27 protein-coding genes are annotated in these 25,987 nt (G+C 62.3%); 8 read left to right on the forward strand and 19 right to left on the reverse strand.

Features of this window, described 5'->3' with window-relative positions; genetic code table 11:
• Positions 1 to 68 precede the first annotated feature (68 nt).
• Positions 69 to 434 carry a VOC family protein gene (locus CLU91_RS14330; RefSeq protein WP_100874705.1) on the forward strand — a complete coding sequence of 122 codons (366 nt, stop codon included), beginning with the start codon at positions 69 to 71 and terminating at the stop codon, positions 432 to 434.
• Here the strand turns inward: CLU91_RS14330 and CLU91_RS14335 are convergent.
• Positions 431 to 1,327 (reverse strand): LysR substrate-binding domain-containing protein, encoded by an 897-nt coding sequence (locus tag CLU91_RS14335; protein ID WP_198521335.1) that lies wholly within the window; start codon positions 1,325 to 1,327, stop codon positions 431 to 433. The two genes, CLU91_RS14330 and CLU91_RS14335, sit on opposite strands and share 4 nt — an antisense overlap.
• Positions 1,328 to 1,487: 160 nt before the next feature.
• Here CLU91_RS14335 and CLU91_RS14340 point away from each other — a divergent pair, with 160 nt between their 5' ends.
• Positions 1,488 to 2,669 carry an acyl-CoA dehydrogenase gene (locus tag CLU91_RS14340; protein WP_100874707.1) on the forward strand — a complete coding sequence of 394 codons (1,182 nt, stop codon included), beginning with the start codon at positions 1,488 to 1,490 and terminating at the stop codon, positions 2,667 to 2,669.
• Entirely contained in the window at positions 2,669 to 3,916 is a 1,248-nt protein-coding gene (locus CLU91_RS14345; RefSeq protein ID WP_100874708.1) for a CaiB/BaiF CoA transferase family protein, read from the forward strand. The genes CLU91_RS14340 and CLU91_RS14345 overlap by 1 nt, the downstream gene beginning before the upstream one ends.
• Positions 3,917 to 4,018: 102 nt before the next feature.
• Here CLU91_RS14345 and CLU91_RS14350 read toward each other — a convergent pair whose 3' ends face one another.
• Genes CLU91_RS14350 through CLU91_RS14360 form a run of 3 tightly spaced genes read right to left on the reverse strand, consistent with a single transcriptional unit; the run spans position 4,019 to position 5,800 of the window.
• Complete coding sequence (locus CLU91_RS14350; protein WP_100874709.1) at positions 4,019 to 4,345, reverse strand: barstar family protein; 327 nt, start codon at positions 4,343 to 4,345, stop codon at positions 4,019 to 4,021.
• An 8-nt stretch (positions 4,346 to 4,353) separates the two neighbouring features.
• Positions 4,354 to 5,163 carry a 4-hydroxy-tetrahydrodipicolinate reductase gene (dapB, locus tag CLU91_RS14355; RefSeq protein ID WP_035822687.1) on the reverse strand — a complete coding sequence of 270 codons (810 nt, stop codon included), beginning with the start codon at positions 5,161 to 5,163 and terminating at the stop codon, positions 4,354 to 4,356.
• Positions 5,164 to 5,182: 19 nt separating this feature from the next.
• A complete protein-coding gene (locus tag CLU91_RS14360) occupies positions 5,183 to 5,800 on the reverse strand; it encodes an outer membrane protein assembly factor BamE (RefSeq protein WP_100874710.1) in 618 nt (205 codons plus the stop codon).
• Positions 5,801 to 5,995: 195 nt separating this feature from the next.
• Here CLU91_RS14360 and fur point away from each other — a divergent pair, with 195 nt between their 5' ends.
• Positions 5,996 to 6,427, forward strand: a complete 432-nt coding sequence (fur, locus tag CLU91_RS14365) for a ferric iron uptake transcriptional regulator (protein WP_099761922.1) — start codon at positions 5,996 to 5,998, stop codon at positions 6,425 to 6,427.
• A 48-nt stretch (positions 6,428 to 6,475) separates the two neighbouring features.
• Here fur and hrcA read toward each other — a convergent pair whose 3' ends face one another.
• Together hrcA and CLU91_RS14375 are read right to left on the reverse strand one after the other, a co-directional pair.
• On the reverse strand, positions 6,476 to 7,492 hold the full coding sequence (gene hrcA / locus CLU91_RS14370; RefSeq protein ID WP_034745713.1) for a heat-inducible transcriptional repressor HrcA: 1,017 nt from the start codon (positions 7,490 to 7,492) through the stop codon (positions 6,476 to 6,478).
• Positions 7,493 to 7,606: 114 nt separating this feature from the next.
• Positions 7,607 to 8,332, reverse strand: coding sequence for an HAD family hydrolase (locus CLU91_RS14375; RefSeq protein WP_198521336.1), 726 nt, complete (start codon positions 8,330 to 8,332; stop codon positions 7,607 to 7,609).
• 244 nt (positions 8,333 to 8,576) lie between these two features.
• On the opposite strand from CLU91_RS14375, the gene CLU91_RS14380 reads away from it, so the two are divergent.
• Positions 8,577 to 9,176 carry a hypothetical protein gene (locus CLU91_RS14380; RefSeq protein WP_100874711.1) on the forward strand — a complete coding sequence of 200 codons (600 nt, stop codon included), beginning with the start codon at positions 8,577 to 8,579 and terminating at the stop codon, positions 9,174 to 9,176.
• 36 nt (positions 9,177 to 9,212) lie between these two features.
• Complete coding sequence (locus CLU91_RS14385) at positions 9,213 to 9,797, forward strand: hypothetical protein (protein ID WP_100874712.1); 585 nt, start codon at positions 9,213 to 9,215, stop codon at positions 9,795 to 9,797.
• Between the two features lie 186 nt (positions 9,798 to 9,983).
• On the opposite strand, the gene mmsB is transcribed toward CLU91_RS14385, so the two are convergent.
• The 5 genes from mmsB to CLU91_RS14410 all read right to left on the reverse strand — a co-directional run bounded on the left by mmsB (position 9,984) and on the right by CLU91_RS14410 (position 15,589).
• Positions 9,984 to 10,886 carry a 3-hydroxyisobutyrate dehydrogenase gene (mmsB, locus tag CLU91_RS14390; RefSeq protein ID WP_100874713.1) on the reverse strand — a complete coding sequence of 301 codons (903 nt, stop codon included), beginning with the start codon at positions 10,884 to 10,886 and terminating at the stop codon, positions 9,984 to 9,986.
• Positions 10,887 to 11,005: 119 nt separating this feature from the next.
• Positions 11,006 to 12,136 (reverse strand): enoyl-CoA hydratase/isomerase family protein, encoded by a 1,131-nt coding sequence (locus CLU91_RS14395; protein ID WP_100874714.1) that lies wholly within the window; start codon positions 12,134 to 12,136, stop codon positions 11,006 to 11,008.
• A complete protein-coding gene (locus CLU91_RS14400; RefSeq protein ID WP_100874715.1) occupies positions 12,129 to 12,914 on the reverse strand; it encodes an enoyl-CoA hydratase in 786 nt (261 codons plus the stop codon). The genes CLU91_RS14395 and CLU91_RS14400 overlap by 8 nt, the downstream gene beginning before the upstream one ends.
• Positions 12,911 to 14,071, reverse strand: coding sequence for an acyl-CoA dehydrogenase family protein (locus CLU91_RS14405; protein WP_100874716.1), 1,161 nt, complete (start codon positions 14,069 to 14,071; stop codon positions 12,911 to 12,913). Before CLU91_RS14405 ends, CLU91_RS14400 begins: the two co-directional genes overlap by 4 nt.
• A 9-nt stretch (positions 14,072 to 14,080) precedes the next feature.
• A complete protein-coding gene (locus CLU91_RS14410) occupies positions 14,081 to 15,589 on the reverse strand; it encodes a CoA-acylating methylmalonate-semialdehyde dehydrogenase (protein ID WP_100874717.1) in 1,509 nt (502 codons plus the stop codon).
• A gap of 157 nt (positions 15,590 to 15,746) precedes the next feature.
• Between CLU91_RS14410 and CLU91_RS14415 the strand changes: the two genes are divergently transcribed.
• Positions 15,747 to 17,129: a short-chain fatty acyl-CoA regulator family protein gene (locus CLU91_RS14415; protein WP_100874718.1), complete on the forward strand. Its 1,383-nt coding sequence runs from the start codon at positions 15,747 to 15,749 to the stop codon at positions 17,127 to 17,129.
• Here CLU91_RS14415 and CLU91_RS14420 read toward each other — a convergent pair.
• Genes CLU91_RS14420 through CLU91_RS14450 form a run of 7 tightly spaced genes read right to left on the reverse strand, consistent with a single transcriptional unit; the run spans position 17,126 to position 24,053 of the window.
• Complete coding sequence (locus tag CLU91_RS14420; protein ID WP_100874719.1) at positions 17,126 to 18,187, reverse strand: adenosine deaminase family protein; 1,062 nt, start codon at positions 18,185 to 18,187, stop codon at positions 17,126 to 17,128. The two genes, CLU91_RS14415 and CLU91_RS14420, sit on opposite strands and share 4 nt — an antisense overlap.
• 25 nt (positions 18,188 to 18,212) lie before the next feature.
• A complete protein-coding gene (locus tag CLU91_RS14425; RefSeq protein ID WP_232730752.1) occupies positions 18,213 to 19,157 on the reverse strand; it encodes a nucleoside hydrolase in 945 nt (314 codons plus the stop codon).
• Between the two features lie 18 nt (positions 19,158 to 19,175).
• On the reverse strand, positions 19,176 to 20,207 hold the full coding sequence (locus tag CLU91_RS14430) for an ABC transporter ATP-binding protein (RefSeq protein ID WP_100874720.1): 1,032 nt from the start codon (positions 20,205 to 20,207) through the stop codon (positions 19,176 to 19,178).
• A gap of 13 nt (positions 20,208 to 20,220) precedes the next feature.
• Complete coding sequence (locus CLU91_RS14435; RefSeq protein ID WP_035822719.1) at positions 20,221 to 21,000, reverse strand: ABC transporter permease; 780 nt, start codon at positions 20,998 to 21,000, stop codon at positions 20,221 to 20,223.
• Entirely contained in the window at positions 20,997 to 21,836 is an 840-nt protein-coding gene (locus tag CLU91_RS14440; RefSeq protein ID WP_100874721.1) for an ABC transporter permease, read from the reverse strand. The genes CLU91_RS14435 and CLU91_RS14440 overlap by 4 nt, the downstream gene beginning before the upstream one ends.
• A gap of 21 nt (positions 21,837 to 21,857) precedes the next feature.
• Positions 21,858 to 22,880, reverse strand: coding sequence for an ABC transporter substrate-binding protein (locus CLU91_RS14445; protein ID WP_232730753.1), 1,023 nt, complete (start codon positions 22,878 to 22,880; stop codon positions 21,858 to 21,860).
• Positions 22,881 to 22,937: 57 nt separating this feature from the next.
• Complete coding sequence (locus CLU91_RS14450) at positions 22,938 to 24,053, reverse strand: porin (protein WP_232730754.1); 1,116 nt, start codon at positions 24,051 to 24,053, stop codon at positions 22,938 to 22,940.
• Positions 24,054 to 24,280: 227 nt separating this feature from the next.
• On the opposite strand from CLU91_RS14450, the gene CLU91_RS14455 reads away from it, so the two are divergent.
• Positions 24,281 to 25,198 carry a LysR family transcriptional regulator gene (locus CLU91_RS14455; RefSeq protein ID WP_100874724.1) on the forward strand — a complete coding sequence of 306 codons (918 nt, stop codon included), beginning with the start codon at positions 24,281 to 24,283 and terminating at the stop codon, positions 25,196 to 25,198.
• Position 25,199: 1 nt separating this feature from the next.
• Here CLU91_RS14455 and rsmA read toward each other — a convergent pair whose 3' ends face one another.
• Entirely contained in the window at positions 25,200 to 25,979 is a 780-nt protein-coding gene (gene rsmA / locus CLU91_RS14460; protein ID WP_100874725.1) for a 16S rRNA (adenine(1518)-N(6)/adenine(1519)-N(6))-dimethyltransferase RsmA, read from the reverse strand.
• Between the last annotated feature and the right edge of the window lie 8 nt (positions 25,980 to 25,987).

Here is a 25,987-nt window from a genome sequence, read left to right on the forward strand (position 1 = left end):
ATTTTTCCAATCACGCGCCGCGCGCCGGTGGCATGATGACGTGATTCTTCATTCACCAGGAGCAGAACATGATCAAGGGCTTACGCACCGTCACCTATCCCGTCCCCGACCTGGACCAGGGCAAGGCCTGGTACAGCCAGGTATTTAACACGGCGCCGTATTTCGACCAGCCGTTCTATGTCGGTTTTAATATCGGCGGCTTCGAACTTGGGCTGCTGCCGGGCGGCGAGCCAGGCACGCAAGGCAGCGTGACGTACTGGGGCGTGGACGGCATCGAGCAGGAAGTCGAGCGCATCGTGGCGCTGGGCGGCAGCCTGCACCATCCGATCACGGACGTGGGCGACGGCATCCGCACGGTGGAATTGCTCGACCCGTTCGGCAACCAGATCGGCCTGATCGACAATCCCCATTTCGACACCGGCAAAGTCGTCTAAGCGGCTTCACCTTGCAGCCAGACGCGGAACTGCTGCAAGGCCGTTTTTTCATGCGCCGTTTCGGGCGTGATCAGGTAATACGCGCGCTGGCCGCGCAGTGGGCGCTCGCAAACGATACGCAATTCGCCACGCGCCAGTTCCGCTTCGACCAGCATACGCGGCAGCAAGACCACGCCTTGCCCCTGCACGGCCGCCATGGCCAGCATGGAAAACAGTTCATAGCGGGCGCCGTAGCGTGCCTCCTCCCCATCGACCTGCATGGCGTCAAACCACTGGCGCCAGGCGCCGGGGCGCGTACTTTGCTGCAGCAAGGTCAGTTCCAATACATCGTGCGGCTGCCAGTCGCTGCGCGCCGCCAGCAGGCGCGGGCTGGCGACGGGTACGATTTCTTCATGCATGAGCAAGGTGGCGCGCGTGCCGGGCCAGCGCGCCAGCTGCTCGGGCGTGCCCGCGTACAGGGCGCCGTCGTATTCCGTATCGGCAAACATGAACGGTTTTGTATACGCATCGATATGCACGACGATGTCCGGGTGCCGCGCTGCCAGCGAGCCCAGGCGCGGCATCAGCCAGCGCGTGGCAAATGTGGGCACGGACGCGAGCTGCAATGCCCCGCCGCCGCCCTGGCGCGCCATGGTGTCGAGCGTGTCGCGCTCGAGGCCATCGAGGCGGGCTGCGATCTGGCGCGCATACGCGGCGCCGGCGCTGGTCAGCAGCACGCCATGGCGCGTGCGCTGGAACAGTTGCACGCCAAGAAAGTTTTCCAGAGATGATATCTGCCGCGAGACGGCGCTTTGCGTCAGCGACAGTTCGCGCGCCGCATGCGTGTAGCTCTGGTGGCGCGCGGCCGCCTCGAAACAGTTGAGCGCCTGCAGCATGGGGATTTTGCGTGACATGGGAGTATCGGGCCGGTGAAAGACCCTTAGTATGCCGCAAGATATGCGCAGCGCGCATGTCTGGGTGCGAAAAAATCGTTTGCGCAAGGCCAGGCAAAAATCTACCATGAGCCATATTCAATCTTGCGCCGATCACCGGCGCTCACCTGCGAGGCCTGTGATGAGCAAAACCGTATTCGACTGGAATTCCCCCCTGCTGCTGGAAGATCAACTGACGGGCGACGAACGCGCCGTGCTGGAAGCGGCGCGCGACTATTGCCAGGGCAGCCTGGTGCCCAGGGTCCTCGAATCGTTCCGCCATGGCCGCACGGACGCGGCCATCTTCCGCGAAATGGGAGAACTGGGCTTGCTGGGTACGACCATACCCGAAGAATACGGCGGCGCCGGCCTGAACTACGTCTGCTACGGCCTGGCCGCGCGCGAAGTCGAGCGCGTCGATTCGGGCTACCGCTCGATGATGAGCGTGCAATCGTCCTTGGTGATGGTGCCAATTAACGCCTTCGGCAACGAAGAAACGAAACAGAAATACCTGCCGAAACTGGCGACGGGCGAATTCATCGGCTGCTTCGGCCTGACGGAACCGAACCATGGCTCCGACCCTGGCAGCATGGTCACGCGCGCCCGCAAGGTGCCGGGCGGCTACAGCTTGTCGGGCGCGAAGATGTGGATCACCAACAGCCCGATCGCCGATGTGTTCGTCGTCTGGGCCAAGGACGATGAAGGCGCGATCCGCGGCTTCGTGCTGGAAAAAGGCTGGAAAGGCCTGTCGGCGCCGGAAATCCACGGCAAGGTCGGCTTGCGCACCAGCATCACCGGTGAAATCGTCATGGATGAAGTTTTTTGCCCGGAAGAAAACGCTTTCCCCGATGTGCGCGGCCTGAAAGGTCCATTTACCTGCCTGAACAGCGCCCGCTACGGCATCGCCTGGGGCGCGCTAGGCGCGGCGGAAGATTGCTATCTGAAGGCACGCCAGTACACGATGGACCGCCAGCAATTCGGCCGTCCATTGGCCGCGAACCAGCTGGTGCAAAAGAAACTGGCCGACATGCTGACGGAAATCACCATGGGCTTGCAAGGCTGCTTGCGCCTGGGCCGCATGAAGGATGAAGGTTCGCCCGCCGTGGAAATCACGTCCATCATGAAACGCAACAGCTGCGGCAAGGCGCTCGACATCGCCCGCATGGCGCGCGACATGATGGGCGGCAACGGCATTTCCGACGAGTTCGGCGTCATCCGCCACCTGGTCAACCTGGAAGTGGTCAACACCTATGAAGGCACGCACGATGTGCACGCGCTGATCATCGGCCGCGCCATCACCGGCATCGCCGCCTTCAGCAACTGATGGACGCCTTGGCTTCCACCCTGCGGCCCGCGCCTTTGACCGGCTTGCGCGTGCTCGACCTGTCGCGCGTGCTGGCCGGCCCGTGGGCCGGGCAAATGCTGGCCGACCTGGGTGCCGACGTGGTCAAGGTTGAACAGCCGGGCCGCGGCGACGACACGCGCTCCTGGGGTCCGCCGTACCTGAAAGACGAGGACGGCCGCGATACTGCCGAGGCGGCCTATTTCCAGTGCGCCAACCGCAACAAGCGCTCCTTGTGCATCGACCTGGCCGCCCCTGAAGGCCAGGCGCTGGTGCGCAAGCTGGCCGCCGAAGCGGACGTGCTGCTGGAAAATTTCAAGCTCGATGGCTTGAAGCAATATGGTTTAGACGCGGCCAGTTTGCTGGCACTCAACCCGCGCCTCGTGTACTGCTCGATCACGGGCTTCGGCCAGGATGGGCCGTACGCGGCGCGCGCCGGCTATGACTTTTTGATCCAGGGCATGGGCGGCTTGATGAGCATCACGGGCGTGCCCGATGGCCAGCCCGGCGCCGGGCCGCAAAAAGTGGGCGTGGCGCAGACGGACATCCTGACGGGCCTGTACGCCACCATCGCCGTGCAGGCGGCGCTGGCCGAACGCGCGCGCTCGGGCCTGGGCCAGCATATCGACCTGGCCTTGCTCGACGTGCAAGTGGCGGCGCTGGGCAACCAGGCGGCCAATTACCTGTGCGGCGGCAAGGTGCCGCAGCGCATGGGCAATGCGCACCCGAACATCGTGCCGTATCAGGATTTTCCTACGGCCGATGGCGACATGATTCTGGCGATCGGCAATGACGGGCAGTTTTCCCGCTTTTGCGCCGTCGCCGGCCACCCGGAATGGGCGCAGGATGAACGTTTCATGACCAATCCGCAGCGCGTGGCAAACCGGGCAATCCTGATCCCCCTGATGCGCCAGGCCACGGTCATGCGCACGACGGCCGAGTGGATCAGCGCCTTCGAGGCGCAAGCCGTGCCGTGCGGCCCCGTCAACCGCATCGACCAGGTCTTTGCCGACCCGCAAGTGGTGGCGCGTGGCTTGAAAGTGGAGATGCCGCATCCGACGGCGGGGACGGTGGCGCTGGTGGCCAATCCCGTGCGCCTCTCAAGCTCGCCAGTGCAGTACCGGCTGCCGCCGCCGCTGCTGGGCCAGCATACGCAGGAAGTGCTGCAGCAATGGCTGGGGTTGGACAGTGCGGAGATTGACGGCTTGCGCGAGCGCAAGGTGGTGTAAATGTTGGGTAGGTCGGATTAGCGCTTGCGCGTAATCCGACTTGCACAGCCAACAATGTGTCGGATTACGCGGCGCTACCGCTAATCCGACCTACGATTCTATTTACTTGAGTACCAGCTTCAACGCCGGCTTTTCGCCATAATCTTCATAGCGTTCATTGATGCCGGCGATACAGAACGTGATTTCTTCCAGTAAATCAGGCACTTGCGCCTTCATCGCTTCCGCATCCTGCACAACGATCTCGAGCACTTCGTTTGGTTTCAAACGGAACTGCGTCATGTTTTCGTCGTCGCGCAGATAACTGAGGCAATCGACCCAGGCATCCATGCTGTTGCCGTAGAACTCAGGGAAACCGAAGGCTGGCACGCATTGCGCGTGGAAGCTCGCTGCGTCAGTGATGTCTTTTCCATTCAGGATGGCAGTGGCCATGATCTTCCTCAGTTCTTCAGCGACAGCACATCCTGCATGTCGAACAGGCCGGTCGGCTTGTCGGCCAGGAAACGCGCGGCGCGCAGGGCGCCGTGGGCGTAGGTGACGCGGCTGCTCGATTTGTGGCTGATCTCGATGCGCTCGCCGATGCCGGCAAACAGCACCGTATGGTCGCCCACGATATCGCCGCCGCGGATGGTGGCAAAGCCGATGGTCGACGGATCGCGTTCGCCCGTCACGCCTTCGCGGCCGTACACGGCGCATTCCTTCAAGTCGCGGCCCAGGGCGCCGGCCACCACTTCACCCATTTGCAGGGCCGTGCCCGACGGCGCATCGACCTTGTGGCGGTGATGGGCTTCGATGATCTCGATGTCGTAGCCTTCGGACAGGCTTTTCGCGGCCAGTTCCAGCAGTTTCATGGTGACGTTCACGCCCACGCTCATGTTCGGCGCGAACATGATGGCCGTCTTTTCGGCGGCGGCGGCAATGGCGGCCTTGCCAGCGTCATCGAAACCGGTGGTGCCGATGATCATCTTGATGCCGTGCTCGGCGCAATACGCCAGGTGCTGCAAAGTGCCTTCGGGACGCGTGAAGTCGATCAGGTAATCGGCGCCGGCCAGGCCGGTAGCGAGGCTTGACTCGATCAGCACGCCGGCAGGTTTACCGAGAAAGGCGGCCGCATCCTGGCCGACGGATGGCGAACCAGCGCGGTCCAGCGCGCCAGCGAGAACAGCGTCAGGCGCGTTGCTGACGGCTTCGATCAGGATATGGCCCATGCGGCCACTGGCGCCAGCGATGGCGATTTTCAGTTCAGTCATTTTATTCTCTTACAGCAACTTATTTGGTGGGTTCGGCGGCAGGCGCCGTTGCAGGTGCAGGTGCAACGTCAGGCTTGCTCACAGGAATGGCTGGCGCGGCATCGGCTGGCACGGGCACGGCGCTCGGTGCCACGGGCGACGGCACGGCAGCGGCAGGCACGTCGGCCTTGGCGACCTTGGAGAACCGCGACGGACCGGCGATACGGTCGATGTATTCTTTCTCGGTCGGCAAGTTGCCGCCTTCGAAACGTTCAACTTTGCCATCCTTGCCGAAGTACACGACTACGCGGCTGCTGGTGGTTTCGCCACTGCCCCGTGCCAGGCGGAAGGGATAATCCCAGCGGTCGGCATGGAAGATATCGGTCAGCAGCGAGGTGCCGAGGACGAAACGCACCTGGTCGCGCGTCATGCCCACTTTCAACTGGGCCAGCATTTCTTCGGAGACAAAGTTGCCTTGTTGAATGTCAGGACGATACGGCGAGAAAAACCACATGAATTTTTGCAACGGCGTAATGGTCGTCGTTTGTGCGCCCTGCTCAGGGACCACTTCCTTGCCTTCTTTTTGAGCAGCTGCCGGCTTTTCGCCAAGGATGCCACGGCTGGCGCAGCCGGACATGGCCAGCGCGACACAGACCATGCCTGCCACGACTGGTGCTCGAAATGAAATACGGTGCCAGAGAGATGGCAATACAGCCGGTGTTACGCGCATAAATGACCTCAATTGGATGAACAAAACGCCAGGAGTGACCGGCCTGCCAAAAAATGCATATTTTGGCACTCCCCGACAAAACGCTATATGATAAAGCACCTGACCCACATACGAGCAACAAACATGAGTAACAATCCTAGTGATCTCAAGGCAAGCGGCCTGAAAGCCACCTTGCCACGCCTGAAGATACTCGATATCTTCCAGAGTAGCCCGGTACGCCACCTGACAGCGGAAGACGTGTATAAAATTCTGCTCGCCGACAATATGGATGTCGGTTTGGCAACTGTCTACCGTGTCCTGACGCAGTTTGAACAAGCAGGCTTGCTGAACCGCAACCATTTTGAAACCGGCAAGGCAATTTTCGAACTCAACGAAGGTTCGCACCACGACCACCTGGTGTGCCTCGACTGTGGCCGGGTCGAAGAATTCTTCGACGAAGAAATCGAAATCCGCCAGCAAAAAGTGGCCGAAGAGCGCGGCTTCAAGATCGCCGAACACGCGCTGGCCATCTACGGCAACTGCATCAAGACGGCTTGCCCGCATAAAACCGCCTGACCCACGCTTGCCGCTCCCACGGGGCGGCTGGTGCGTCAGGCAGTAAGATCAATGATGGCTGAGTGCGCTTGACAGCAACTTGGCCGTGATATCGACGATCGGGATGACGCGCTCGTAAGCCATGCGCGTCGGTCCGATCACTCCCAGCGTTCCCACAATCTTGCCGTTGACCTCATACGGCGCCGTCACCACGCTCATCTCATCCATCGGCACCAGGTTCGATTCGCCGCCGATGAAAATCTGCACGCCCGTCGCCTTGCTCGACACGTCGAGCAGCTGCATCAAGCCCGTTTTTTGCTCGAACATGTCGAACATCTGGCGCAGCGAATGCATGTTCGAGGACAGATCGCTCACGCTGAGCAAGTTGCGCTCGCCGGAAATCACCATGTCGTCGCTATGGTCGGCCATCGCTTCGCTGCCCGCTTCCACGGCAGCCTGCATCAGGCTGCCCATGTCGTCGCGCAACTGGCGCAGTTCGCCCTGCAGGCGCACGCGCACGGCGTCGAACGACAGGCCGCCATAATTCTGGTTGATGTAGTTGGCCGATTGCACCAGTTGCGCCGGCGTATAGTCGGCCTCCGTCAGCAATAAACGGTTCTGCACGTCGCCGCCGGGGGCAACGATGACGAGCAGGATGCGCTTTTCGGACAGGCGCAGGAATTCGATTTGCTGGAACACGGATTCGCGGCGCGGGCTGAGCACGACGCCGGCAAACTGCGATAGCGACGAGAGCATCTGCGCCGCATTGGCGATGGTTTTTTGCGGCTGCGGCGTCTGCAGGCGCATGCGCGACTCCACCAGGTGCTCGTCCAGATGCCGGACCGTCAGCAAGGTGTCGACAAAAATGCGGTAGCCGCGCGGCGTGGGGATGCGTCCGGCCGAGGTGTGCGGACTGGACACATAACCGAGTTCTTCCAGATCGGCCATGATGTTGCGGATCGTGGCCGGCGACAGGTCGAGGCCGGAAATTTTCGACAGGGCGCGCGAACCGACCGGCAGGCCGTCGGCGATATATCGCTCGACCAGGGCTTTCAGCAGTGTTTGGGCACGTGTATCGAGTTGCATGGTGTCTTATTAAAGCAAGTGTTTTTAGCAAGTATTTTTTAGGCAAGCGGCAATGAAAGCGGCCGAACGTGCAGCAACAGCGCCTATTATGCACGTTCGCCCGTCCGGCGGCGATCAATCTTCCAGTTGCTCCTGCAACCACAACAGCAATTCATCAAAGTTGGCGCAGATGGCGTCGGGCTGCACGCCGGCGGCCAGGTGGGCATCGCTGCCCTTGCGGTTCATCCACACGGCACGCATGCCCGCTCCCTGCGCTCCCGTCACATCGAAATACAGATCATCGCCGACATACACGGCTTCATGCGGCGCCACGTCCAGCGCGGCGCAAGCGGCCAGGAAGATGCTGGCGTCGGGTTTGGCCACGCCGAAATCGCTGGCGGCGATCGATACCTTGAAATGCTGCGCCAGGCCGATAATGTCAAGGTCTGCATTGCCATTCGAGATGGAGCCGAGCAGCATGCGCTGGCGCATCCAGGCCAGGCCAGGCAAGACGTCGTCATATGGCTGGACGCGGTTGCGCGCGGCCAGGAAGTGCACGATGGCCTGCTCGACCAGGGCGGGATCCTCGCCGGCAGCCTCGAAGGCCGACAGCAGGCCGGCGCGGCGCAACTCGATCAAATTGCCATGGAAATGCGGTTGCGCATTGAGCATGGCCAGGCGGTGCTGGCGCAGCACCTCGATGGAAAACTGCTGCGCCACCCTGGGCGCATGCGTGGCCAGCCAGTCGTGCAGCAGGGTTTCGGCGGCGGCAATCACGGGCGCGATGGGCCACAAGGTATCGTCGAGATCGAACAGGATGGCCTTGGGCGGCACGGCGGGTTTGACAGGGGCAAGGGACATGGGATTCACAGTGGGTGCCGCGCCACGATGCGCAGGCTGCATGTATTGTCGCACTGATCGCCGCTGCCGGCATGGCTGCGCCTGCGTGAAATGGGGCCGGGCCAGCGCTTCCCGGCGAAAAATTGTTACAGGGTGATACAAGGCAAGATCATTCGGCTTGCCAGATAGACTAAAATAGGCGCCATTCCAATGCGGCGCCAGCGTCCGCGTTGCGCTACCCAACCTGATTCGTTTTGGAGAATGTATGAAAAATTTGTACCTGCGCTCGATGCTGGCGGCGGCTTGCGCCGTCACACTGGCAGCTTGCGGCGGCAGCGGCGGCAACCTGTACCTGAGTGGCCAAGTGGCCAATCTGGCAAAAGATGGCCTGATTCTGCTGAATAATGGCGAAAGCTTGCCTGTTCCTGCGGGCCAGGCCTCCTTTGTTTTCACCAAGCTGATCAAGACCGATGACCGCTACGACATCACCATCGCGCAGCAGCCAAAAGGCGCCGTTTGCATCATTACCAACGGCAGCGGCAAGGCAACGAGCTATTCCGCGAGCACGGCCGTGGTGAGCTGCCAGACCAATACCTACGCGCTGAGCGGCAAGATTACGGGCCTGACCGCTGGCGGCTTGCGCCTGGTGATGGCCCCCAACGGCATCAGCCCACTGGCTGGTGCCGACTTCTACAAATTCGATTCGGTAGCTGACGGTGCCACATACGGCATTTCCATACTGACTCAGCCAACGGGCCTGACGTGCCGCTTCCAGGGTTCAAAGAGTGCCGACGCCAGCGATACGGTCGGCACGATGGGTTCTGCCGCCACGACCGCGGCCACACTTGACTGCACGCCGCAGTAATCCTTGCGATCCGTCACCTATTTTTTGGAGAAATACATGAAGTTATCCTGCTTGCGCCCACTCGCCGCGCTGCTGCTGACCCTGGGACTGGCCGCTTGCGGCGGCAAGGCCTCGTATGATGTCAGCGGCACCGTCAGCAACTTGAACAACAACGGCCTGATCCTGGCCAGCGGCGGGGAAGAGCTCCCGATTGCAGCCGGCCAGACCTCATTTAGCTTTAAAAAGCGCATCGACTATGGCAGCGACTACAACATCACCGTCAAGCAACAACCGGCCCATATGACTTGCGGCATCAGTGGTGGCTCCGGTTCGGCTGGCCATTACATCAACATCAGCGCCGCTGTTTCTTGTACACAAAACGCGTACAGCGTGGGCGGCACGATTTCCGGCCTGACGGTAGAAGGCTTGGTGCTGATTAACGGCAATGAAACAACCACGGTGGCCAAGGATGCCACGGCCTTTACCATGGCTAGCCCTGTTGCCGATGGCCGCAACTACAACATCACCGTCTCCCCCACCCAGCCGAAAGGCCTGTTGTGCGTCGTACAGCCAGGCACGGGCGTTGGCACCATGGGCGAAGCGAATGTGACGTCGGTGAAGATCGCCTGTAATCCGGTCTGAGTTGCAGGAACGGTAGCCGCCATGCGGCTACCTGAAAGAGATATCACGTAAATATATAATTGATATTCCAAAGATAAATTGGAGTTATATGTGGCGATGCAGCATAATGCATCTGTCTCCTCCAACTCTTCCAAGAATTGGATTTAGCCCGCTTTTACCAGCGGGCTTTTTTTTGCCCAAAATTCCTCAAATGGGTTTGTTCAAGCCCGGCTGCAGCATCTGCACGATGCTGGAGAAATCCTGCTGCGCATAGCCGGCTTGCGCATGCATCTGGTACAGCTGGCGCACCAGGCCGCCCAGTGGCGTAGGCGCGTTCGCCGACAGGGCCGACTGCTGCGCCAGGCCCAGGTCTTTCAGCATCAGCGCCGTGCCGAAGCCACCCGTGTAATTGCGCGACGCGGGCGTGCCGTCCATGACGCCTGGCCACGGGTTGTACACTTCCAGGGTCCAGTTGCGGCCCGAACTCTTGGCCATGATGTCGGACAGCACTTTCGGGTCCAGGCCATGCGCCACGCCCAGGTTCAGCGCTTCGGCCGTCCCCGCCATCAAGATCCCCAGCAGCATGTTGTTGCAAATCTTCGCCACCTGGCCCGCGCCCGCCTCGCCCGCATGGAAGATGTTCTTGCCCATCTTTTCCAGCAATGGACGCGCCTGCTGCAAGGCCGCTACGCTGCCACCGACGATGAAGGTCAGGGTGCCAGCCGCCGCGCCCGCCGTGCCGCCCGAGACGGGCGCATCGAGCATGGCAAAGCCGCGCTCGCTGGCTGCCTGCGCCACTTGCCGCGCCACATCAGCGGCGATGGTGCTGCAATCGATGAACAGGGCGCCGGGCTTGGCCGAATCGAGCACGCCGCCAGCTGCCAGGTACAGCTCCTGCACGTGCTTGTTGGCTGGCAGCATGGTGATGACGGCGTCAGCCGTCTGCACGGCCGCGCTGGCAGACGCGGCCGCCGTGGCGCCTGCTTCGACCAGCGACGCCACTGCCGCCGGCGCCAGGTCGAACACGGACACGTGAAAGCCGGCGGCCACCAGGTTGCGGGCCATCGGCGCGCCCATGTTGCCAAGGCCGATGAAAGCGATATGTTGCATGTATGTCTCCTGTAGCGCCTAAAAAAGCCCATGGCGTTGTTGCCTTGCCTCGTCGTACTAGTCGTACTGCCTTCGGCAAGGCGCCTAGCCCTGAGCATTTTTATGCACTACTTAAATGTTTAAATGGGTAAATCGGCCAGCGGATGCGTGCTCCACGGCGCCGCGAAATATTCATTGAGATACGTCTCGCTGACCTCGGCCAGGCTGGCCGGCTGCCATTGCGGCGCGTTGTCCTTGTCGATCAGCAAGGCGCGCACGCCTTCGCTGAAGTCTGCGTGGGCGCAACATTGCACGGCAACGATGAGTTCCAGCTGGAACACTTGCGCCAAACTCATGTGCCGCGTGCGGTCACGCATGGCCCATACCAGGGCGGCAGAAGTGGGCGCGCCCTTGTCCAGCGAGTGGGCCGCCTTTTGCAGCCAGGCCACGTCGCCGTCATAGGCGGCAATGGCGGCCACCACTTCGGGCAAGGTAGGCGCTTGCGTCAGCACGGCGATGGCGTCGAAGTTGGCGCGCACTTCCGAGACAGGCAGCATGGATGCCGGCGCCGAAAAGCCGCGCAGCAAACGGCCCAGCTGCTGGTGATTCGCCAGCGGACTGGCTTGCCATTGCGCCAGCGCCAGCGAGTCAAGCACCATGGCGCGCTCTTCCTGGTGCAGGAAATAATCACCGAGGCCCGTGAACAGGGCATCGGCCGCGTTCATCGGTGCGCCCGTCAAGCCCAGGAACAGGCCGCTGCGTCCCGGCATGCGGCCCAGGAACCAGCTGCCGCCCACGTCCGGAAACAGGCCGATGGTGATTTCCGGCATGGCGATGCGCGTGCTTTCCGTCACCACCTTGTGGCTGGCGCCCGCCATCAGCCCCAGCCCGCCGCCCATGACGATGCCGCCGCCCCACACCAGCAGCGGTTTTGCATACGTATGGATGCGGTGGTCGAGCCGGTATTCCTCGGCAAAGAAGGCCAACGCCTGCGGATTCGGCACGACGCCGGGCTGCTCGACCACGGCCGAACGCAGGCTGCGCACGTCGCCGCCCGCGCAAAAGGCCTTGTCGGTCGACGATTGCAGCACCACGCAGGCGATGGCAGCGTCACCGGCCCAGCGCACCAGCGCGCCATCGATGGCGCGTATCATGTCCAGCGTCAATGCATGCAAAGACTTCGGCGCGTCGAGGGTGATGACGCCCAGCTTCATGCCGCCGGGACAGTCACGTTCTTCTATCTTGACGGTCTCAACCAAGATTTCAGCCATTCTTCCACTCCGCCGGACGTTTTTCCAGGAACGCTTGCACGCCCTCTTTCTGGTCTTGCGTATCGAACAGGCCCAGGAACAGGGTGCGTTCGTCAGGCAGGGAATTGACCAATGGATGGCTGCGCGCGCCCTGGATCAGGGTCTTGCACGCCGTCACGCTGCTGGGGCTTTGGCGCGCCACCTTGGCGGCCAGGGCCAGCGCCGTGGCGGCAGCCTTGCCAGTTGGCACGACTTCCTCGACGAGGCCGATGGCCAGCGCCTTGGCCGCGTCGACGCGCTCGCCGCACAAAATCATGCGCTTGGCCCAGCCTTCGCCCACCAGCCACGGCAAATGCTGCGTGCCGCCCGCGCACGGCAGCAAGCCGACCGATGCTTCCGGCAAGGCCATCTGCGCGTGTTCTTCGGCGATACGGATGTCGCAGGCGAGCGCGCATTCGAGCCCGCCGCCCATGGCATAGCCATTGATGGCGGCGATGCTGACGCCGCGAAACGCGGACAGCGCTTCGAACGCTTCTCCAAACGCGGCGGCCATGGAAAACGCCGTGTCTTTATTGCCGTCAGCAAACACTTTCAGATCCGCGCCGGCCGAGAAGAACTTGGCGCCGCCGCCCGTGATCACGAGCGCGTAGACGTCCGGATCGGCATTCAGGTCGGCCACCAGCTGCGTCAGCCCGTTCAGGCTGGCCAGGGTCCACGTGTGGGCGGGCGGGTTGTCGAGGGTCACCAGGGCCGTGTGGCCACGGCGTTCCAGCAGTAAATTTGTATACACTTTGCTCATCGTAAGGTCTCCGTGGCGCCGTCTTTCAGAATCGCTCGCGCGACGATCAGGCGCATGATTTCATTCGTCCCTTCCAGGATTTGGTGCACGCGCGTGTCGCGCACGTGGCGCTCAAGCGGGTACTCGCGGATGTAGCCGTAGCCACCGTGCAATTGCAGCGCATCGTTGGCCACATTGAAACCCACATCCGTGGCGAAACGTTTGGCCATGGCGCAATACGCCGTGGCGTCCGGGCTTTCCTGGTCCAGTTTCCAGGCCGCCAGGCGCACCATCTGGCGCGCCGCCACCAGTTCCGTCAGCATGTCGGCCAGCTTGAATTGCAAGGCCTGGAATTGCGCCAGTTCGCGGCCGAACTGCGTGCGCTCCTTCATGTACGCTTGCGCCCGCGTCAGGGCCGCCTGCGCCGTGCCCACCGAGCACACGGCGATATTGATGCGCCCGCCGTCGATGCCCTTCATGGCAATGGCAAAGCCTTCGCCTTCCGCGCCCAGCAGGTTGGCCGCCGGCACTTTCACCTGGTCGAAGCTGATGATGCGCGTGGGCTGGCTGTTCCAGCCCATCTTTTCTTCTTTCTTGCCATACACGATGCCGGGCAAGTTGGCCGGCACGGCAAACGCGGAAATGCCGGCCGCGCCTTCGCCGCCGGTCCTCGCCATGACGATCAGCATATCCGTCTGGCCCGCGCCGGAAATGAAGGCCTTGGTGCCGTCGAGAACGTAAAAGTCGCCATCCCTGACGGCTTTGGTGCGCAAGGAAGCCGCGTCGGAACCCGATTGCGGTTCCGTCAGGCAATAGCTGGCCAGCTTCTGGCCAGCGGCCAGGGCCGGCACCCACTCGTCGCACAGGGCTTCCTGGCCCCAGCGCGACAGCATCCAGGTGGCCATGTTGTGAATCGTGATGTAGGCCGTGGTCGAGGTGCAGCCGCCGGCCAGCTCTTCAAACACGATGGCCGCATCCTGGCGCGAGAGGCCCAGGCCGCCCCAGCGCTGCGGCGTGTACAGGCCGCAAAAGCCCATCTCGCCCGCCTTGGCGATCGTTTCCACCGGAAAAATCGATTCCGCGTCCCAATGGGCCGCGTGCGGCGCCAGTTCCCCTTCGGCAAACGCGCGCGCCGCCTGCTGGAACTCGCGCTGCTCGTCGCTCAGTTCAAAGTCCATGCCAGCTCCTTATTTCAGGCTGATGGTGGTGTTGACCTTGCCCACCGAGGCCGCATCCGTGAACCAGCGCTGGGTAATCGTTTGCGTCTGCGTGTAGAACAGCACGACTTGCTTGCCGAACGGACCTAAATCGCCCAGCTTGGAGCCGCGCGAGCCCGTAAAGCTGAACAGGGGAACGGGCACGGGAATGGGCACGTTGATGCCGACCTGGCCCACGTCGATTTCTTCCTGGAAGTAGCGGGCGGCCGCGCCGCTTTGCGTAAACAGCGCCGTGCCGTTGCCGTTCGGATTCGCGTTGACCAAGGCAATCGCTTCGTCAAGCGTATCGACTTCGACGACGATCAAGACGGGGCCAAAGATTTCCTGGTCATACACGACCATGCCCGGTTTCACGCCAGACAGAATCGTCGGCCCGACGAAGTTGCCGTTCGGATAGCCATCGACCTTCACGTCGCGGCCATCGAGGGTCAGCACGGCGCCCTGTTCGATGCCCTTGGCGACGAGGCTGAACACGCGCTCTTTCGCCGCGCAGGAAATCACGGGGCCCAGGTCAGGATTGTCCTTGCCCGCGCCCACGGTCAGGGTTTGCGCCTTGGCCGACAATTCCGGCAGCCAGTCGCGCGCTTCGCCCACCAGCACGGCGACGGAGGCGGCCATGCAGCGCTGGCCTGCCGCGCCGAAGCCCGCACCCAGCAACTGGTTCAGGGTTTGTTCTTTATTGGCGTCCGGCAGCACGACGGCGTGGTTCTTGGCGCCCATCATGCATTGCGCGCGCTTGCCGTTCAGGCTGGCGCGCTGGTACACATGCGTGCCCACCTTGCTGGATCCCACGAACGAGATCGCCTTGATGTCCGGGTGGTCGCACAGGGCATTGACCACGTCTTCGCCGCCGTGTATCACGTTCAGCACGCCGGCCGGGATGCCCGCCTGCAAGGCCAGGCGCACGAGTTTTTCCGTCACGAGCGGGTCTTGCTCCGATGGTTTCAAGACAAACGTATTGCCGCAGGCAATTGCCATCGGGAACATCCACAGGGGGATCATGGCGGGGAAATTGAACGGCGTAATGCCGGCGCACACGCCCAGCGGCTGCATCACGCTGTAGGTATCGACGCCGCCGGCCACGTTTTGCGCGTATTCGCCCATTTGCAGCGTGCCGATGTTGGCCGCATGCTCGACCACTTCCAGGCCACGGAAGACATCGCCTTCCGCGTCGAGCAGGGTCTTGCCCTGTTCCATCGTCAGGGTGGCGGCCAGGTCGGCCATGTTTTCGCGGATCAGTTGCTGCAATTTCAGGAAAATGCGCGCGCGCGCGCCGATCGGCGTCTTGCGCCAGGTTTTGAAGGCGCGCTGGGCCGAGGCGATGGCCGCATTGACTTCGTCCGGCGTGGCGAACGGTACCTTGGCCAGGACTTCCTGCGTGGCCGGATTGACGACGTCGCGCCAGACGGTGGTGTTGGATTCAACCCACTCGCCGTTGATCAAGAGGGGAACGGTCGGAATTGCAGTTTGCGTGGTCACTCGGTGTCTCCTTGTGTGGGTATCAGTCTGTTTGCATTATTCGCACAATCGCCGCCGCGAACAAGGCGTGAAAATGCGAGATAATGCAAAGCTGAATCTGTCAATCTGCAAATGTTGTAAATTTGCAGATTCCACAAACCGGGGAAGAGGTACCGCGATGGCTAAGGTTTTCATGGGCGTGCGCCTGCAGCGGCTGCGCGAGGAACGGCGCATGACGCAGGTGGCGCTGGCCAAGTCCCTGGGCATTTCGCCCAGCTACCTGAACCAGATGGAACGCAACCAGCGCCCGCTGACGGTGCCGATTTTGCTGCGCATCGGCACGGTGCTGGGGGTCGATCCGCAAATCTTTTCCGAACACGACAGCGCCAGCCTCGTGGCCGACGTGCGCGACGTGTTCGGCGAATTGCCCGACGCGCCGCCCACCTCGATGGCGGAATTGAAAATGCTGGTGGAAAACATGCCGGAACTGGCGCGCTCGATCTTGCTCTTGCAGCGGCGCTACCGGGTGATGGCGGAGCGGGCCGATACCCTGGCCGCGCGCCTCGACGACGGCAGCCGCGGCGCCAGCTCGGCGGCCCCGTCCACGGACGAGGAAGTGCGCGAATACCTGAACCGGCGGCAAAATTACATCGATGAGCTGGACCGGGCGGCGGAGCTGGTGGCGGGTGAGTTCGATCCGCAGCTGCGTGCGCTCGACGCACTGCAAGGCCGCTTGCTGGAGCGCCACGGCATCGCAGTGCGCTTGTCCGATGGCGACGCGGGCATGGTGCGCAAGCACCGCTACGACGCCCAGCAACAGATATTGTGGCTGCCCGACACCCTGACGGGCGGCCAGCGCGCCTTCCAGATGGCGGCGCAAATCAGCCTGCTAGAACACAGCGACTTGATCGACGCTCTCGTGCTGGCGGCGGGGCTCTCCGGCGCGGCCGCGCAAACGGGCGCGCGCCTGGCGTTTTCGAATTATTTCGCGGGCGCCCTCTTGATGCCCTACCAGCGCTTCCTGCAGGCGGCGGAAACGCGCGCCTACGATATCGAGCGCCTGGCGCACCAGTTCGGCGTGGGTTTCGAAGCCGTCTGCCACCGCCTGAGCACCATGCAGCGCCCCGAGGCGGCGGGATTGCCGTTCTTCTTCGTGCGCGTCGACCGCGCAGGCAATGTATCAAAACGCCAGTCGGCGACGGACTTCCATTTTTCAAGAGTGGGCGGCACCTGCCCGCTGTGGATCGTCTACGACGCCTTCAGCCATCCGGGGCAGGTACTGACGCAGGTGGCCAGCATGCCGGACGGCTGCACCTATCTGTGGATCGCGCGCCAGGTCAGCACGGCGTCGCCGGGCTTCAGGGCTCCCGGTAAAACCTTTGCCGTGGCGCTGGGTTGCGACATCTCGCAGGCGCACCGGCTGATCTATTCGAAGGGACTCGATTTGCACGACCCGAGCAGCGCCACGCCGATCGGCACGGGCTGCAAGGTGTGCGAGCGCCAAAGCTGCCCGCAGCGGGCGTTTCCATCGCTGCTGGCCGTGCCGCCCGTGTCGGCTTAAGACTCGTCGACCACGCGGGCGCGCAGCGCGTCGAACTCGCGCGAAAATTGCGCGCGCCAGTCGCGCCGCGTGGACTCGTCGATCCAGGCCGCGTCGAGGCCATTGATCATGAAGCCGCGCATGTCATCGAGGCCGAAACCGAACTCGCGCATCATCATCCAGGCGCCCGTCGGCGTCACGTGGTGCAGGGTCGGATCGTCCGTGTTCGGATGCAGTTTCAGACCCAGCTTGGCCATGGCGCGGATCGGGTGGTCCAGGGCCCAGCGCTCGGGCGCCAGGGTGCGCAAATAATACGAATTGGTCGGCACCACGGTAAACACCAGGCCGCGTTCCACGCAGCGCTGCGCCAGGGCCGGGTTGTCAACAATCGTGTAGCCATGGTCGACACGGTCCACCTGCAACTCGTCAATGGCCGTCGCCACGTTCATCCACGGCATGCCGAATTCGCCCGCGTGCGCCGTGCACTTGAAGCCGGCTTCGCGCGCGGCGCGGTAGGCTTCGATGAAGAGTTCCGGCGGGCGGTCGTTTTCGCGGTAGTCGATGCCGATGCCGATCACTTCCGGCGCGCGGTGCGCCTTCATCCATTCCACCATCTGCACGGCTTCGGCGGGGGCCGCTTCGCGGTCGATGCTGGGGATCAGGCGGCCGATCACGCCGAAATCGCGCTGCGCATCGCGGATGGCGGCCACGATGGCGTCTTGCGCCGATTCGTAGCGGATGCCCGACACGCGCACGGTGCCTGTCGGGTTCCAGAAGAACTCCGCATAGCGCACGCCATGGCCATGCACGTCTTCCAGGTATTCGTAGGTGAGGCAATACAGGTCAGTCGGCGAGACGATCAGGTGTGCGTCGAGCGCGCGCAGCACGCGCAGCACGCCGACGGGCTTGTCGCCGCGCGTATAGAACGCATCGATTTCCTCGGGGCTGACGACATTGCCCGTCTTCGCGGCCAGCGCGCGGAAAGTCGCTTGCCGCACCGTGCCGAACAAATGGCAATGCAGCTCCACTTTCGGCATGGCGCGTAAAAACTGTTCGATGCTCAGGGGGGAATTAGACATGAAACTCGTTTCGTAGTGAAGTGGGTCAGACGAGAATGGCTGCCAGGCGGCGCATCAGGCGCTCGATGGCAGCCGGGCCATCGGCCAGCATCGCCACTTGCGTGTTGATGGGTGCGCGGCGCGGCACGCGGAATTCGCACACCGTCATGCCGCGCGTCAGTTCGCCCGTCAATTCGATGGCCACGTGGGCGCTCTGGAACTGGAACAGCTGCGGCGCTTCCAGGTACAGGGCCACCACCGGGTCGTACATCGGCATGGGCACGGAACCGTCGGCACTGCGGATGCGCACATACGCTTCCAGGTAGCCGGCCAGACGCTGCGCGCGCGGCGTGCCGATGGCGCGCAGCTGCCGCACTTCCGCATTCGTCACCAGCAGCTGGCGGCACAGGTTCAGGCCGAACATGCGCAGCGGGATGCCTGCCTGGAAGACTTGGGCGGCCGCTTCCGGGTCCGCATAGATATTGAATTCGGCCGCCGCCGTGTGGTTGCCCTGGTCGGTCGAGCCGCCCATCAAAATGATTTCGACGATTTTTTCCGCGATATCGGGCGCCTTAGCCAGCGCGGTTGCGATATTGGTCATCGGCGCAATCGCCATGATGGTGATCTGGCCGGGATGCTTGCGCACGGCGGCGATCAGCGCGTCGACGGCGTGGCCGGCAGCGTCCGTAGCCGCGCCGGGCGGCAGGATCTCGCCCGTCGTCGGCATGCCGCTGTCGCCGAGGATGCGCTGCGCCGTTTCGATGACGCCGGCCAGAGGTTCTTCGCAGCCGCGGTAGATCGGCACCGTCAAGCCGTCATGGGCCTTGATGCGCAAGGCGTTGTCGTAGGTGATGGCGACGGGCGCATTGCCCGCCACCACGCTCACGCCCAGCCACTCGATGTCGGGATTGCTGCCCAAGAGCAGCATCGTCAGCCAGTCGTCGAAGCCGGGGTCGGTATCGAGCCAGATCTTTTTCAAGGGTTTGTCCATGATGGTTTCCAGTCGAAGTCAGGCACCCAGCCACAGGGCGCTGTCGGCAGGCAGCACGAAGGAGACGGCCGTGCCTTCGCGCCAGGCGGCGCCGCCGGCCGCGCAAATGCCCTTGACCTGGCCCAGCGGGGTTTGCAGCAGGTATTCAACGGTGTCGCCGAGGAAGCCCCGTGCCAGCACGGTGCCGGGGTATTGGCCTGCAACGTCGTCGGCGGCGCAGACGCGCACCTTGTCCGGGCGCCAGCCCAGCACCGTGGTGCCGGCAGCGACGGGGGACGTGTACGGCAGGCTGGCGCCCGCGTGGTGCAGCGCACCGTCGCGGTAGTCGAACAGATTTTCAAAGCCCATGAAGTTGGCGACAAAGCGCGTCGACGGCGTATTGAAGACGGCTTCCGGCGCGGCCAGCTGCTCGATGCGCCCGCCGTTCATGACGACGATGCGGTCGGACAGGGCCAGCGCTTCTTCCTGGTCGTGCGTCACGTACAGCATGGTGATGCCCAGTTCGCGCTGGATGCGGCGCAGTTCGGCGCGCATCTGCACGCGCAGCTTGGCGTCCAGGTTCGACAGCGGCTCGTCGAGCAGCAACAGGGCCGGCTCGACGACAATGGCGCGCGCCAGCGCCACGCGCTGCTGCTGGCCACCGGACATCTGCGCCGGCAAACGCGTCTCGAACCCCGTCAGGCCCACGGCGGCGATCACGGCTTCCACCTTGGTTTTCAGCAGGGCCGGCGCGACCTTGCGCAGGCGCAAACCGAATGCGATGTTGTCGTACACATTCAGGTGCGGGAACAGCGCATACGACTGGAAGACCATGCCGATATTGCGTTTATTGGGCGCCAGCTTGCCGATTTCGCGGCCGTCCAAAATGATGCGGCCCGACTGCAGCGGCATCAGGCCGGCAATCGCGCGCATGGTGGTGGTCTTGCCGCAGCCGCTGGGGCCCAGCAGGGAAATCAGCTCGCCCTGCTCGACGTGCAAGTCCAGGTCTTTCACGGACGTCGTGTTCTTGGCGTAGCCGAGGTTCAGCTTGTGCAGTTCCAGATAACTCATCGTGTGTTGCCTCTTACATGTATTTAGAAATGCCCAGCACCTTCTCGGTCACCATCACGAAGGCCATGGTGAACAAGACCAGCAAGGTCGACAGGGCAGCGATCGACGGATCGAAGCTGTTTTCCATATGGCCCAGCATCTCGATGGGCAAGGTGCTGATGCCGGGACCCGTGAGGAACAGCGACACGGGCACCTGGTTGAACGAGGTGACGAAGGCGAGGAAGAAGGCGGCGATCACGGCGTTGCGGATATTCGGCAGCACGATCATGAAAAACGCCCGCAGGCGCGACGCGCCCAGCGTGATGGCGGCATCCTCGATATCCACGCGCAAATTGACCAGGCTGGCGTACACGACGCGCACCGAATACGGAATCAGCAGCGCGATATGGCCGATCAGCAGGCCCACGTAGACGGGCGCGTTAATCGTCAGCACCAGGTGGTGCAGCAAGCCCAGACCGACCAGGATGGCGGGAATGATCAGCGGCGACGTCAGGATTTGCCGGATGGCGCCGATGCCAGGCGGCGGCATGCGCGAAAACGCATATGCGACGGGTATGCCCAGCAGCAGCGCGATGACGGTGGCGATCAGGCCGATTTCCAGGCTGGTCTGGAAGGCGCGGCGGAACTCGGGCGCCGACCATACTTCCAGAATCCAGCGCAGCGAATACGACTCGGGCGGGAACGCCAGCGTTTCGCCGCCGGAAAAGCCGGCCAGCACGACGATGGCGAAAGGCCCCAGCAGGAACAAAAACACCAGCCACAGGACGGCACGTGAAAACAGGCTTTCTTTCATACGGAACTCCGGCTCGAGGAAATACGTTTAAGGCCGGCATTCACCAGCAGGGTCATGCAGACGAGGATGACGGCGATGACATTCGCCGCGCCGAAATCGCTTTCCACGCTGACCTTCTGGTACAGCAGCGTTTCCAGCATCAGCACCTTGGTGCCGCCCAGCAGGGCCGGCGTCACATAGGCCGTCACGCAACCCGTAAACACCAGGGTGCCGCCGACCACCAGGCCTTCCTGCGTCAGCGGCAGGGTGACCTTGCAAAACACTTGCCAGGGATTGGCGCCCAGGGTGGCCGCCGCCGGTTCCACGTCACGCGGCAGGTTTTCCAGCGCGCCGGCCAAGGACATCAGCATCAGCGGCAGCAGCAACTGCAGCAAGCCGACAAACACGGCGAACTCGCTGAACAGCAAACGCAGCGGCTCGTCCGTCAAACCCATGTTGACGAGCGCCGCGTTGAGGGCGCCGTTACGGCCCAGCAGCACGATCCACGCATAGGTACGCGCAATCGGCGAGACCATCAGCGGCAAGATCATCATGCCGACGACCAGCCCGCGCCACTTCGGCGATACGCGCGCCACGGCTTGCGCGGCCGGATAGCCGAGGATGATGGACGCCAGGGTCACCAGCGCGGCGATGCGCAGGGTGCGCCAAAAGATGGTGCGGTTGAATTCCTGCGAAAAGAAGTCGATGAAGCGGTCAACGCCCCACTGCATGCCGTCGCCGACGCGGAAGGCGTCGACCAGCAAGGCCAGCACGGGCAGCAGGAAGCAGACGACGATAAAGATCAGCGCCGGCAGGACCAGCAGCAGTCCCAGGCGCTTTTTTGGATCAGCAAACATGGTGTTTTCTCCTCGTCACCACTATTTGCTCATGGCCTTGTTCCACTGCGTCATCCAGTTGCTGCGCTGCTTGAGGATGGTTTCCGGCTTGACGAACTTCAGCGAATTGATCTGGTCGGCGCCATAGGTATTGAATTGCGCGGCCGCCACCGACAGGCGCACGTCCTTGTTGACGGGCGAGTCGACCAGGTTGGTCGCCAGCTGCGTCTGCACTTCCTTGGACAGCCAGAAATCCATCAGCTGGTAGGCCAGGTCCGCATTCTTCGAACCGGCGACGATGCCCATCACGTTAATGCCAGCTGCCTGGCCTTCGGCCGGGATGCTCCATTTCAGGGGCAGGCCCGTCTTGAGCATTTGCGACCACGTGAAGCGCGCCACGGGCGCGGCCCAGATTTCATCCTGGGCGAACAAGGCAGCCAGCTGCGCGCTGTTTTTCGAGAACGTGACGACGTTGCCCTTCATGCCGACGATCTTGGCAAAACCGGTGGCGTAGTCGTCCGTCTTGCCGCCCCAGGCCGCATCGGCCATGCGCAGCATCAACGGGCCCTGCGTGGTACTCACGTCGGGGAAGGCCACGCGGCCCTTCAGTTCGGGGCGCCACAGGTCCTTCCACGACGTCAGCGGGGCGATCTTGTCGCTGCGGTACACCAGTCCCACCGAGTACAAGGTATAGCCGACGGCAAAGTTGCCGCCGATGGGATTTTTCGCCACATCGTACAGCGCTTTGTAATTGCTCAGCCTGGCGTAATCCATGGGCTGGATCACGCCCTTTTGCGCCGCTTCGAGCATGCCGGAATCGGACAGCAGCACCAGGTCGATCACCGGATTCTTGGCGTGCACCACCAGCTTGGCGATGCGGTCCGCATTATTCCCCGTTTCCACCTTGATGTCGCACCCGCATTTGGCCTTGAACGGCTCGTACACATACTTCATGAACAAGGGCTGGGCAATCGGATAGGCCGAAATGACCAGCTCGCGTTTTTCCGCGTGGGCGGCGTTGGCCAGCAAGCCTAGGCTCAACGCCAACATGAGGTGCTTTTTCAAGATGCTTCCTTTCAGGGGACGGCGCTGCGGGACAGCGCCTGTAAAGATGTATCAGACTCAGAAATAATGTCGCATGCCGACGATCAGGACACTTTGCGTCTTGCCGGCCGAGGCGCCAAAGCCGAACACGCGCGCGAACGTCGCATCGCCGGCCGCTTTCTGGTAGCTCCAGGTGACGGCGACGTCGGTGCGCTTGGACAGGAAGTAATCGGCCTGGAAGTTGACCTGATGCCATTTCGGCGTCTTGTTGATCACGTCGTATTTACCGGTGGTATAGAAATACGAAGCGCCCAGGTTCAACGCTTCCGTCAGCTTGTGGTTCACGTTCAGGTCCACGTTTTGCAAGGTCAGATTGCTTTGATCCAGGTAGTGGTAGCGCACGTTGGTGTACAGCGCGCCAAACTTGGTCCTGCCCACATTATAAAAGCCTCCCGTGCCGGCGATGGCCTGGCTGTCCACGCCCGCGCCCTTGACGGCGCTCTTGTTGAAGATCAACAAGGAGCTGCCATAGTCATTGCCGATGGCGCCATTCGGCGCGTCCGGGCTGTTCGGACGATCCATCTTCGTATAGGCGACGGCCCAGCTGAAGGCATCGACCTTGTAGCCGGCGCCCATGCTGTAGACGCGGTTGCGGTTCGAGTCTTCCGGGTTTTCGCTGAAGCCGTACAAGCCCGTGAACGAAAGGTTGCTGATGTTCGGGCTGACATATTTGACGGCATTTTGCACGCGCAAGTTGTTGTAGCCATTGTCGTTGTCGCCGATATGCACGCCGTTACTGGCGATGACCACGGGGCCCAGCAAGTCCTTGACGGCTTCATACTGGCGCCCGAGGGTCAGGGTGCCCTTGTCGTTGCTGGACAAGCCCACATACGACTGGCGGCCGAACAGGCGGCCGCTTTGCGCAGCCGTGCCCGTCATGACGTTAAAACCGTTTTCCAGCACGAAGACGGCCTTGGTGCCGTCGCCCAGGTCTTCCTGGCCGCGGAAGCCGATGCGGGGATTCTGATTCGTGCCGCTCAGCGCATGCGTGCGGCTGCCCTTGCCCTCATCCGACACATAGCCGATACCGGCCGACAGCAAGCCATACACTTGCACGCTGCTTTGCGCCTGCGCCGCGCCGTGCGCCGCCAGCAAACCACCCACCACCATCGTTCCCGTCATCCATTTGTTCATCGCCGCCACCCTAAAAAGAATACACCCTGAGTTTTTTTGGAATTATTGTATTGATGCGTCCCTTGCCTGACGCGCCGCCGCACGTGCCGGCGCCGCATTCCAGGCGCTTCTCCTGAATATTGTTGCTTTCAAGACAAGTAAAGACCAGTCCAGAATATGGTAAATTGCGGGATAAGAAAATTTGTTTATTTTTATAAATCCATTACTTCTTCTAATAAGCAACGCCCATGCATGAACTGAGCAAGAAGATTTCCTTACGACATTTGCAAGCGTTTGCCACGCTAGCCCGGGTAAACAGCTTCAGCAAGGCTGCACAGGAATTGTGCGTAACCCAGCCGGCCCTCAGCGCGTCGATCAAGCTGCTGGAAAATCAACTGGGAAAAAAGTTGTTTAACCGCACAACCCACCAGTTGGAACTGACGCGCGAGGGCAAGCTGGCGCTCGATTACGCCACGCATTTATTGAATACGGCGAGCAATACTTTTGCCGATATCCAGCGCGCCATCGGCAGCGGCCGCCACCGCATCCGCATCGGCGCGATACCGTCCGCCATGGCGATGACGGCCGTGGTGGTGGCGCGCTACAGCGAGCGGCATGGCGATGAAGTGGAAATCGTCCTGTCGGACATGCCCAACGATGGCTTGCTGCACGCGCTGCATTCGGGCCAGCTGGACTTTTGCGTGGGCATCGAGGTACCCGGTTCCGTCTCGCTGGAAAGCGTGGGCCTGTTCGAAGACGAGCTGGTGCTGGTGACGGCGGGACGCCATGCGCTGGCGCCACTGAAGGAAGTGCGCTGGGAGCAATTGGCGGGCCAGGAAATCGTCGTGTTTACCAAGGGCAGCATCTGGGAGTTCGCCTCGAGCGCGCTGCGCCAGCATGGCTTGAGCCCGTCGAGCCTGTATCAGATGATACACAGCGAATCGCTGTACGGCGTGGTACGCGCCGGCATCGCCGTGGGCATCATGCCCAGCCTGTACACGACCTTCCTCAACGATGAAGACTTGCACGTGGCGCCGCTGCGCCAGCCCACCTGCAAGCGCAAGATCGCCTTGATGCGGCGCAACGAAATCAGCCGCAACCACCATGTCGATGATTGCTTTTCAGCGCTGCGGCAGGATTTGCAGCAGGTCGATCAGTGGTTTTAAGTTAAACCGGGGCTTTCAGCAAATTCGCCAAAGCAACATACTGCTCCAGGCCCACGGTTTCCGGACGCAGGGTCGGGTCGATGCCGGCCGCCTTGATCTGCTCTTCCGTAAACATGCCGGCCAGGCAGTTGCGGATCACCTTGCGGCGTTGCGAGAAGGCCTTCATGACGACCGCTTCCAGCGTCGCCTGGTCGCACGCCAGGCGCTCGGCCACGGGGATCATGCGCACGATGGCCGATTCCACCTTCGGCGGCGGATCGAAGGCCGTCGGCGGCACGATGAACATCAAGGTCATGTCGTAGCGCCATTGCAGCATCACGGACAGGCGGCCATACGCCTTGCTGCCCGGCTCGGCCACCATGCGTTCGACGACTTCCTTTTGCAACATGAAATGCTGGTCTTTCACCAGCGGCGCGAAGTCGGCCAGGTGGAACAGCAGCGGGCTGGAGATGTTGTATGGCAAGTTGCCCACGATGCGCAGCTTCTGGCCGGCCGGCACGGGGATTTGCGCGAAATCAAACTTCAGCGCGTCGCCCGAGTGGATCGTCAGCTTGGCCGGATTAAACGTCTTTTCCAGGCGCACGATCAGGTCGCGGTCCAGTTCCACCACATGCATGTGCTTCAGGTGGCGCAGCAACTGCTCCGTCATGGCGCCCAGGCCGGGACCGATCTCGACCATGGCATCATCCGGCTGCGGCCCGATGGCGGCCGTGATGTCGTCGAGGACGAAGCGGTCATGCAGGAAGTTCTGGCCAAAGCGTTTGCGGGCAACGTGTTTCATATTCTGTT

Source organism: Janthinobacterium sp. 64, assembly GCF_002813325.1.
In the GTDB taxonomy this organism is placed as follows: domain Bacteria; phylum Pseudomonadota; class Gammaproteobacteria; order Burkholderiales; family Burkholderiaceae_D; genus Janthinobacterium.

Coding starts and splice junctions, on each gene's coding strand:
- CLU91_RS14330 (WP_100874705.1), top strand. CDS start 69: ATGATCAAGGGCTTACGCACCGTCACCTATCCCGTCCCCGACCTGGAC.
- CLU91_RS14335 (WP_198521335.1), bottom strand. CDS start 1,327: ATGTCACGCAAAATCCCCATGCTGCAGGCGCTCAACTGTTTCGAGGCG.
- CLU91_RS14340 (WP_100874707.1), top strand. CDS start 1,488: ATGAGCAAAACCGTATTCGACTGGAATTCCCCCCTGCTGCTGGAAGAT.
- CLU91_RS14345 (WP_100874708.1), top strand. CDS start 2,669: ATGGACGCCTTGGCTTCCACCCTGCGGCCCGCGCCTTTGACCGGCTTG.
- CLU91_RS14350 (WP_100874709.1), bottom strand. CDS start 4,345: ATGGCCACTGCCATCCTGAATGGAAAAGACATCACTGACGCAGCGAGC.
- dapB (WP_035822687.1), bottom strand. CDS start 5,163: ATGACTGAACTGAAAATCGCCATCGCTGGCGCCAGTGGCCGCATGGGC.
- CLU91_RS14360 (WP_100874710.1), bottom strand. CDS start 5,800: ATGGTCTGTGTCGCGCTGGCCATGTCCGGCTGCGCCAGCCGTGGCATC.
- fur (WP_099761922.1), top strand. CDS start 5,996: ATGAGTAACAATCCTAGTGATCTCAAGGCAAGCGGCCTGAAAGCCACC.
- hrcA (WP_034745713.1), bottom strand. CDS start 7,492: ATGCAACTCGATACACGTGCCCAAACACTGCTGAAAGCCCTGGTCGAG.
- CLU91_RS14375 (WP_198521336.1), bottom strand. CDS start 8,332: ATGTCCCTTGCCCCTGTCAAACCCGCCGTGCCGCCCAAGGCCATCCTG.
- CLU91_RS14380 (WP_100874711.1), top strand. CDS start 8,577: ATGAAAAATTTGTACCTGCGCTCGATGCTGGCGGCGGCTTGCGCCGTC.
- CLU91_RS14385 (WP_100874712.1), top strand. CDS start 9,213: ATGAAGTTATCCTGCTTGCGCCCACTCGCCGCGCTGCTGCTGACCCTG.
- mmsB (WP_100874713.1), bottom strand. CDS start 10,886: ATGCAACATATCGCTTTCATCGGCCTTGGCAACATGGGCGCGCCGATG.
- CLU91_RS14395 (WP_100874714.1), bottom strand. CDS start 12,136: ATGGCTGAAATCTTGGTTGAGACCGTCAAGATAGAAGAACGTGACTGT.
- CLU91_RS14400 (WP_100874715.1), bottom strand. CDS start 12,914: ATGAGCAAAGTGTATACAAATTTACTGCTGGAACGCCGTGGCCACACG.
- CLU91_RS14405 (WP_100874716.1), bottom strand. CDS start 14,071: ATGGACTTTGAACTGAGCGACGAGCAGCGCGAGTTCCAGCAGGCGGCG.
- CLU91_RS14415 (WP_100874718.1), top strand. CDS start 15,747: ATGGCTAAGGTTTTCATGGGCGTGCGCCTGCAGCGGCTGCGCGAGGAA.
- CLU91_RS14420 (WP_100874719.1), bottom strand. CDS start 18,187: ATGTCTAATTCCCCCCTGAGCATCGAACAGTTTTTACGCGCCATGCCG.
- CLU91_RS14425 (WP_232730752.1), bottom strand. CDS start 19,157: ATGGACAAACCCTTGAAAAAGATCTGGCTCGATACCGACCCCGGCTTC.
- CLU91_RS14430 (WP_100874720.1), bottom strand. CDS start 20,207: ATGAGTTATCTGGAACTGCACAAGCTGAACCTCGGCTACGCCAAGAAC.
- CLU91_RS14435 (WP_035822719.1), bottom strand. CDS start 21,000: ATGAAAGAAAGCCTGTTTTCACGTGCCGTCCTGTGGCTGGTGTTTTTG.
- CLU91_RS14440 (WP_100874721.1), bottom strand. CDS start 21,836: ATGTTTGCTGATCCAAAAAAGCGCCTGGGACTGCTGCTGGTCCTGCCG.
- CLU91_RS14450 (WP_232730754.1), bottom strand. CDS start 24,053: ATGAACAAATGGATGACGGGAACGATGGTGGTGGGTGGTTTGCTGGCG.
- CLU91_RS14455 (WP_100874724.1), top strand. CDS start 24,281: ATGCATGAACTGAGCAAGAAGATTTCCTTACGACATTTGCAAGCGTTT.
- rsmA (WP_100874725.1), bottom strand. CDS start 25,979: ATGAAACACGTTGCCCGCAAACGCTTTGGCCAGAACTTCCTGCATGAC.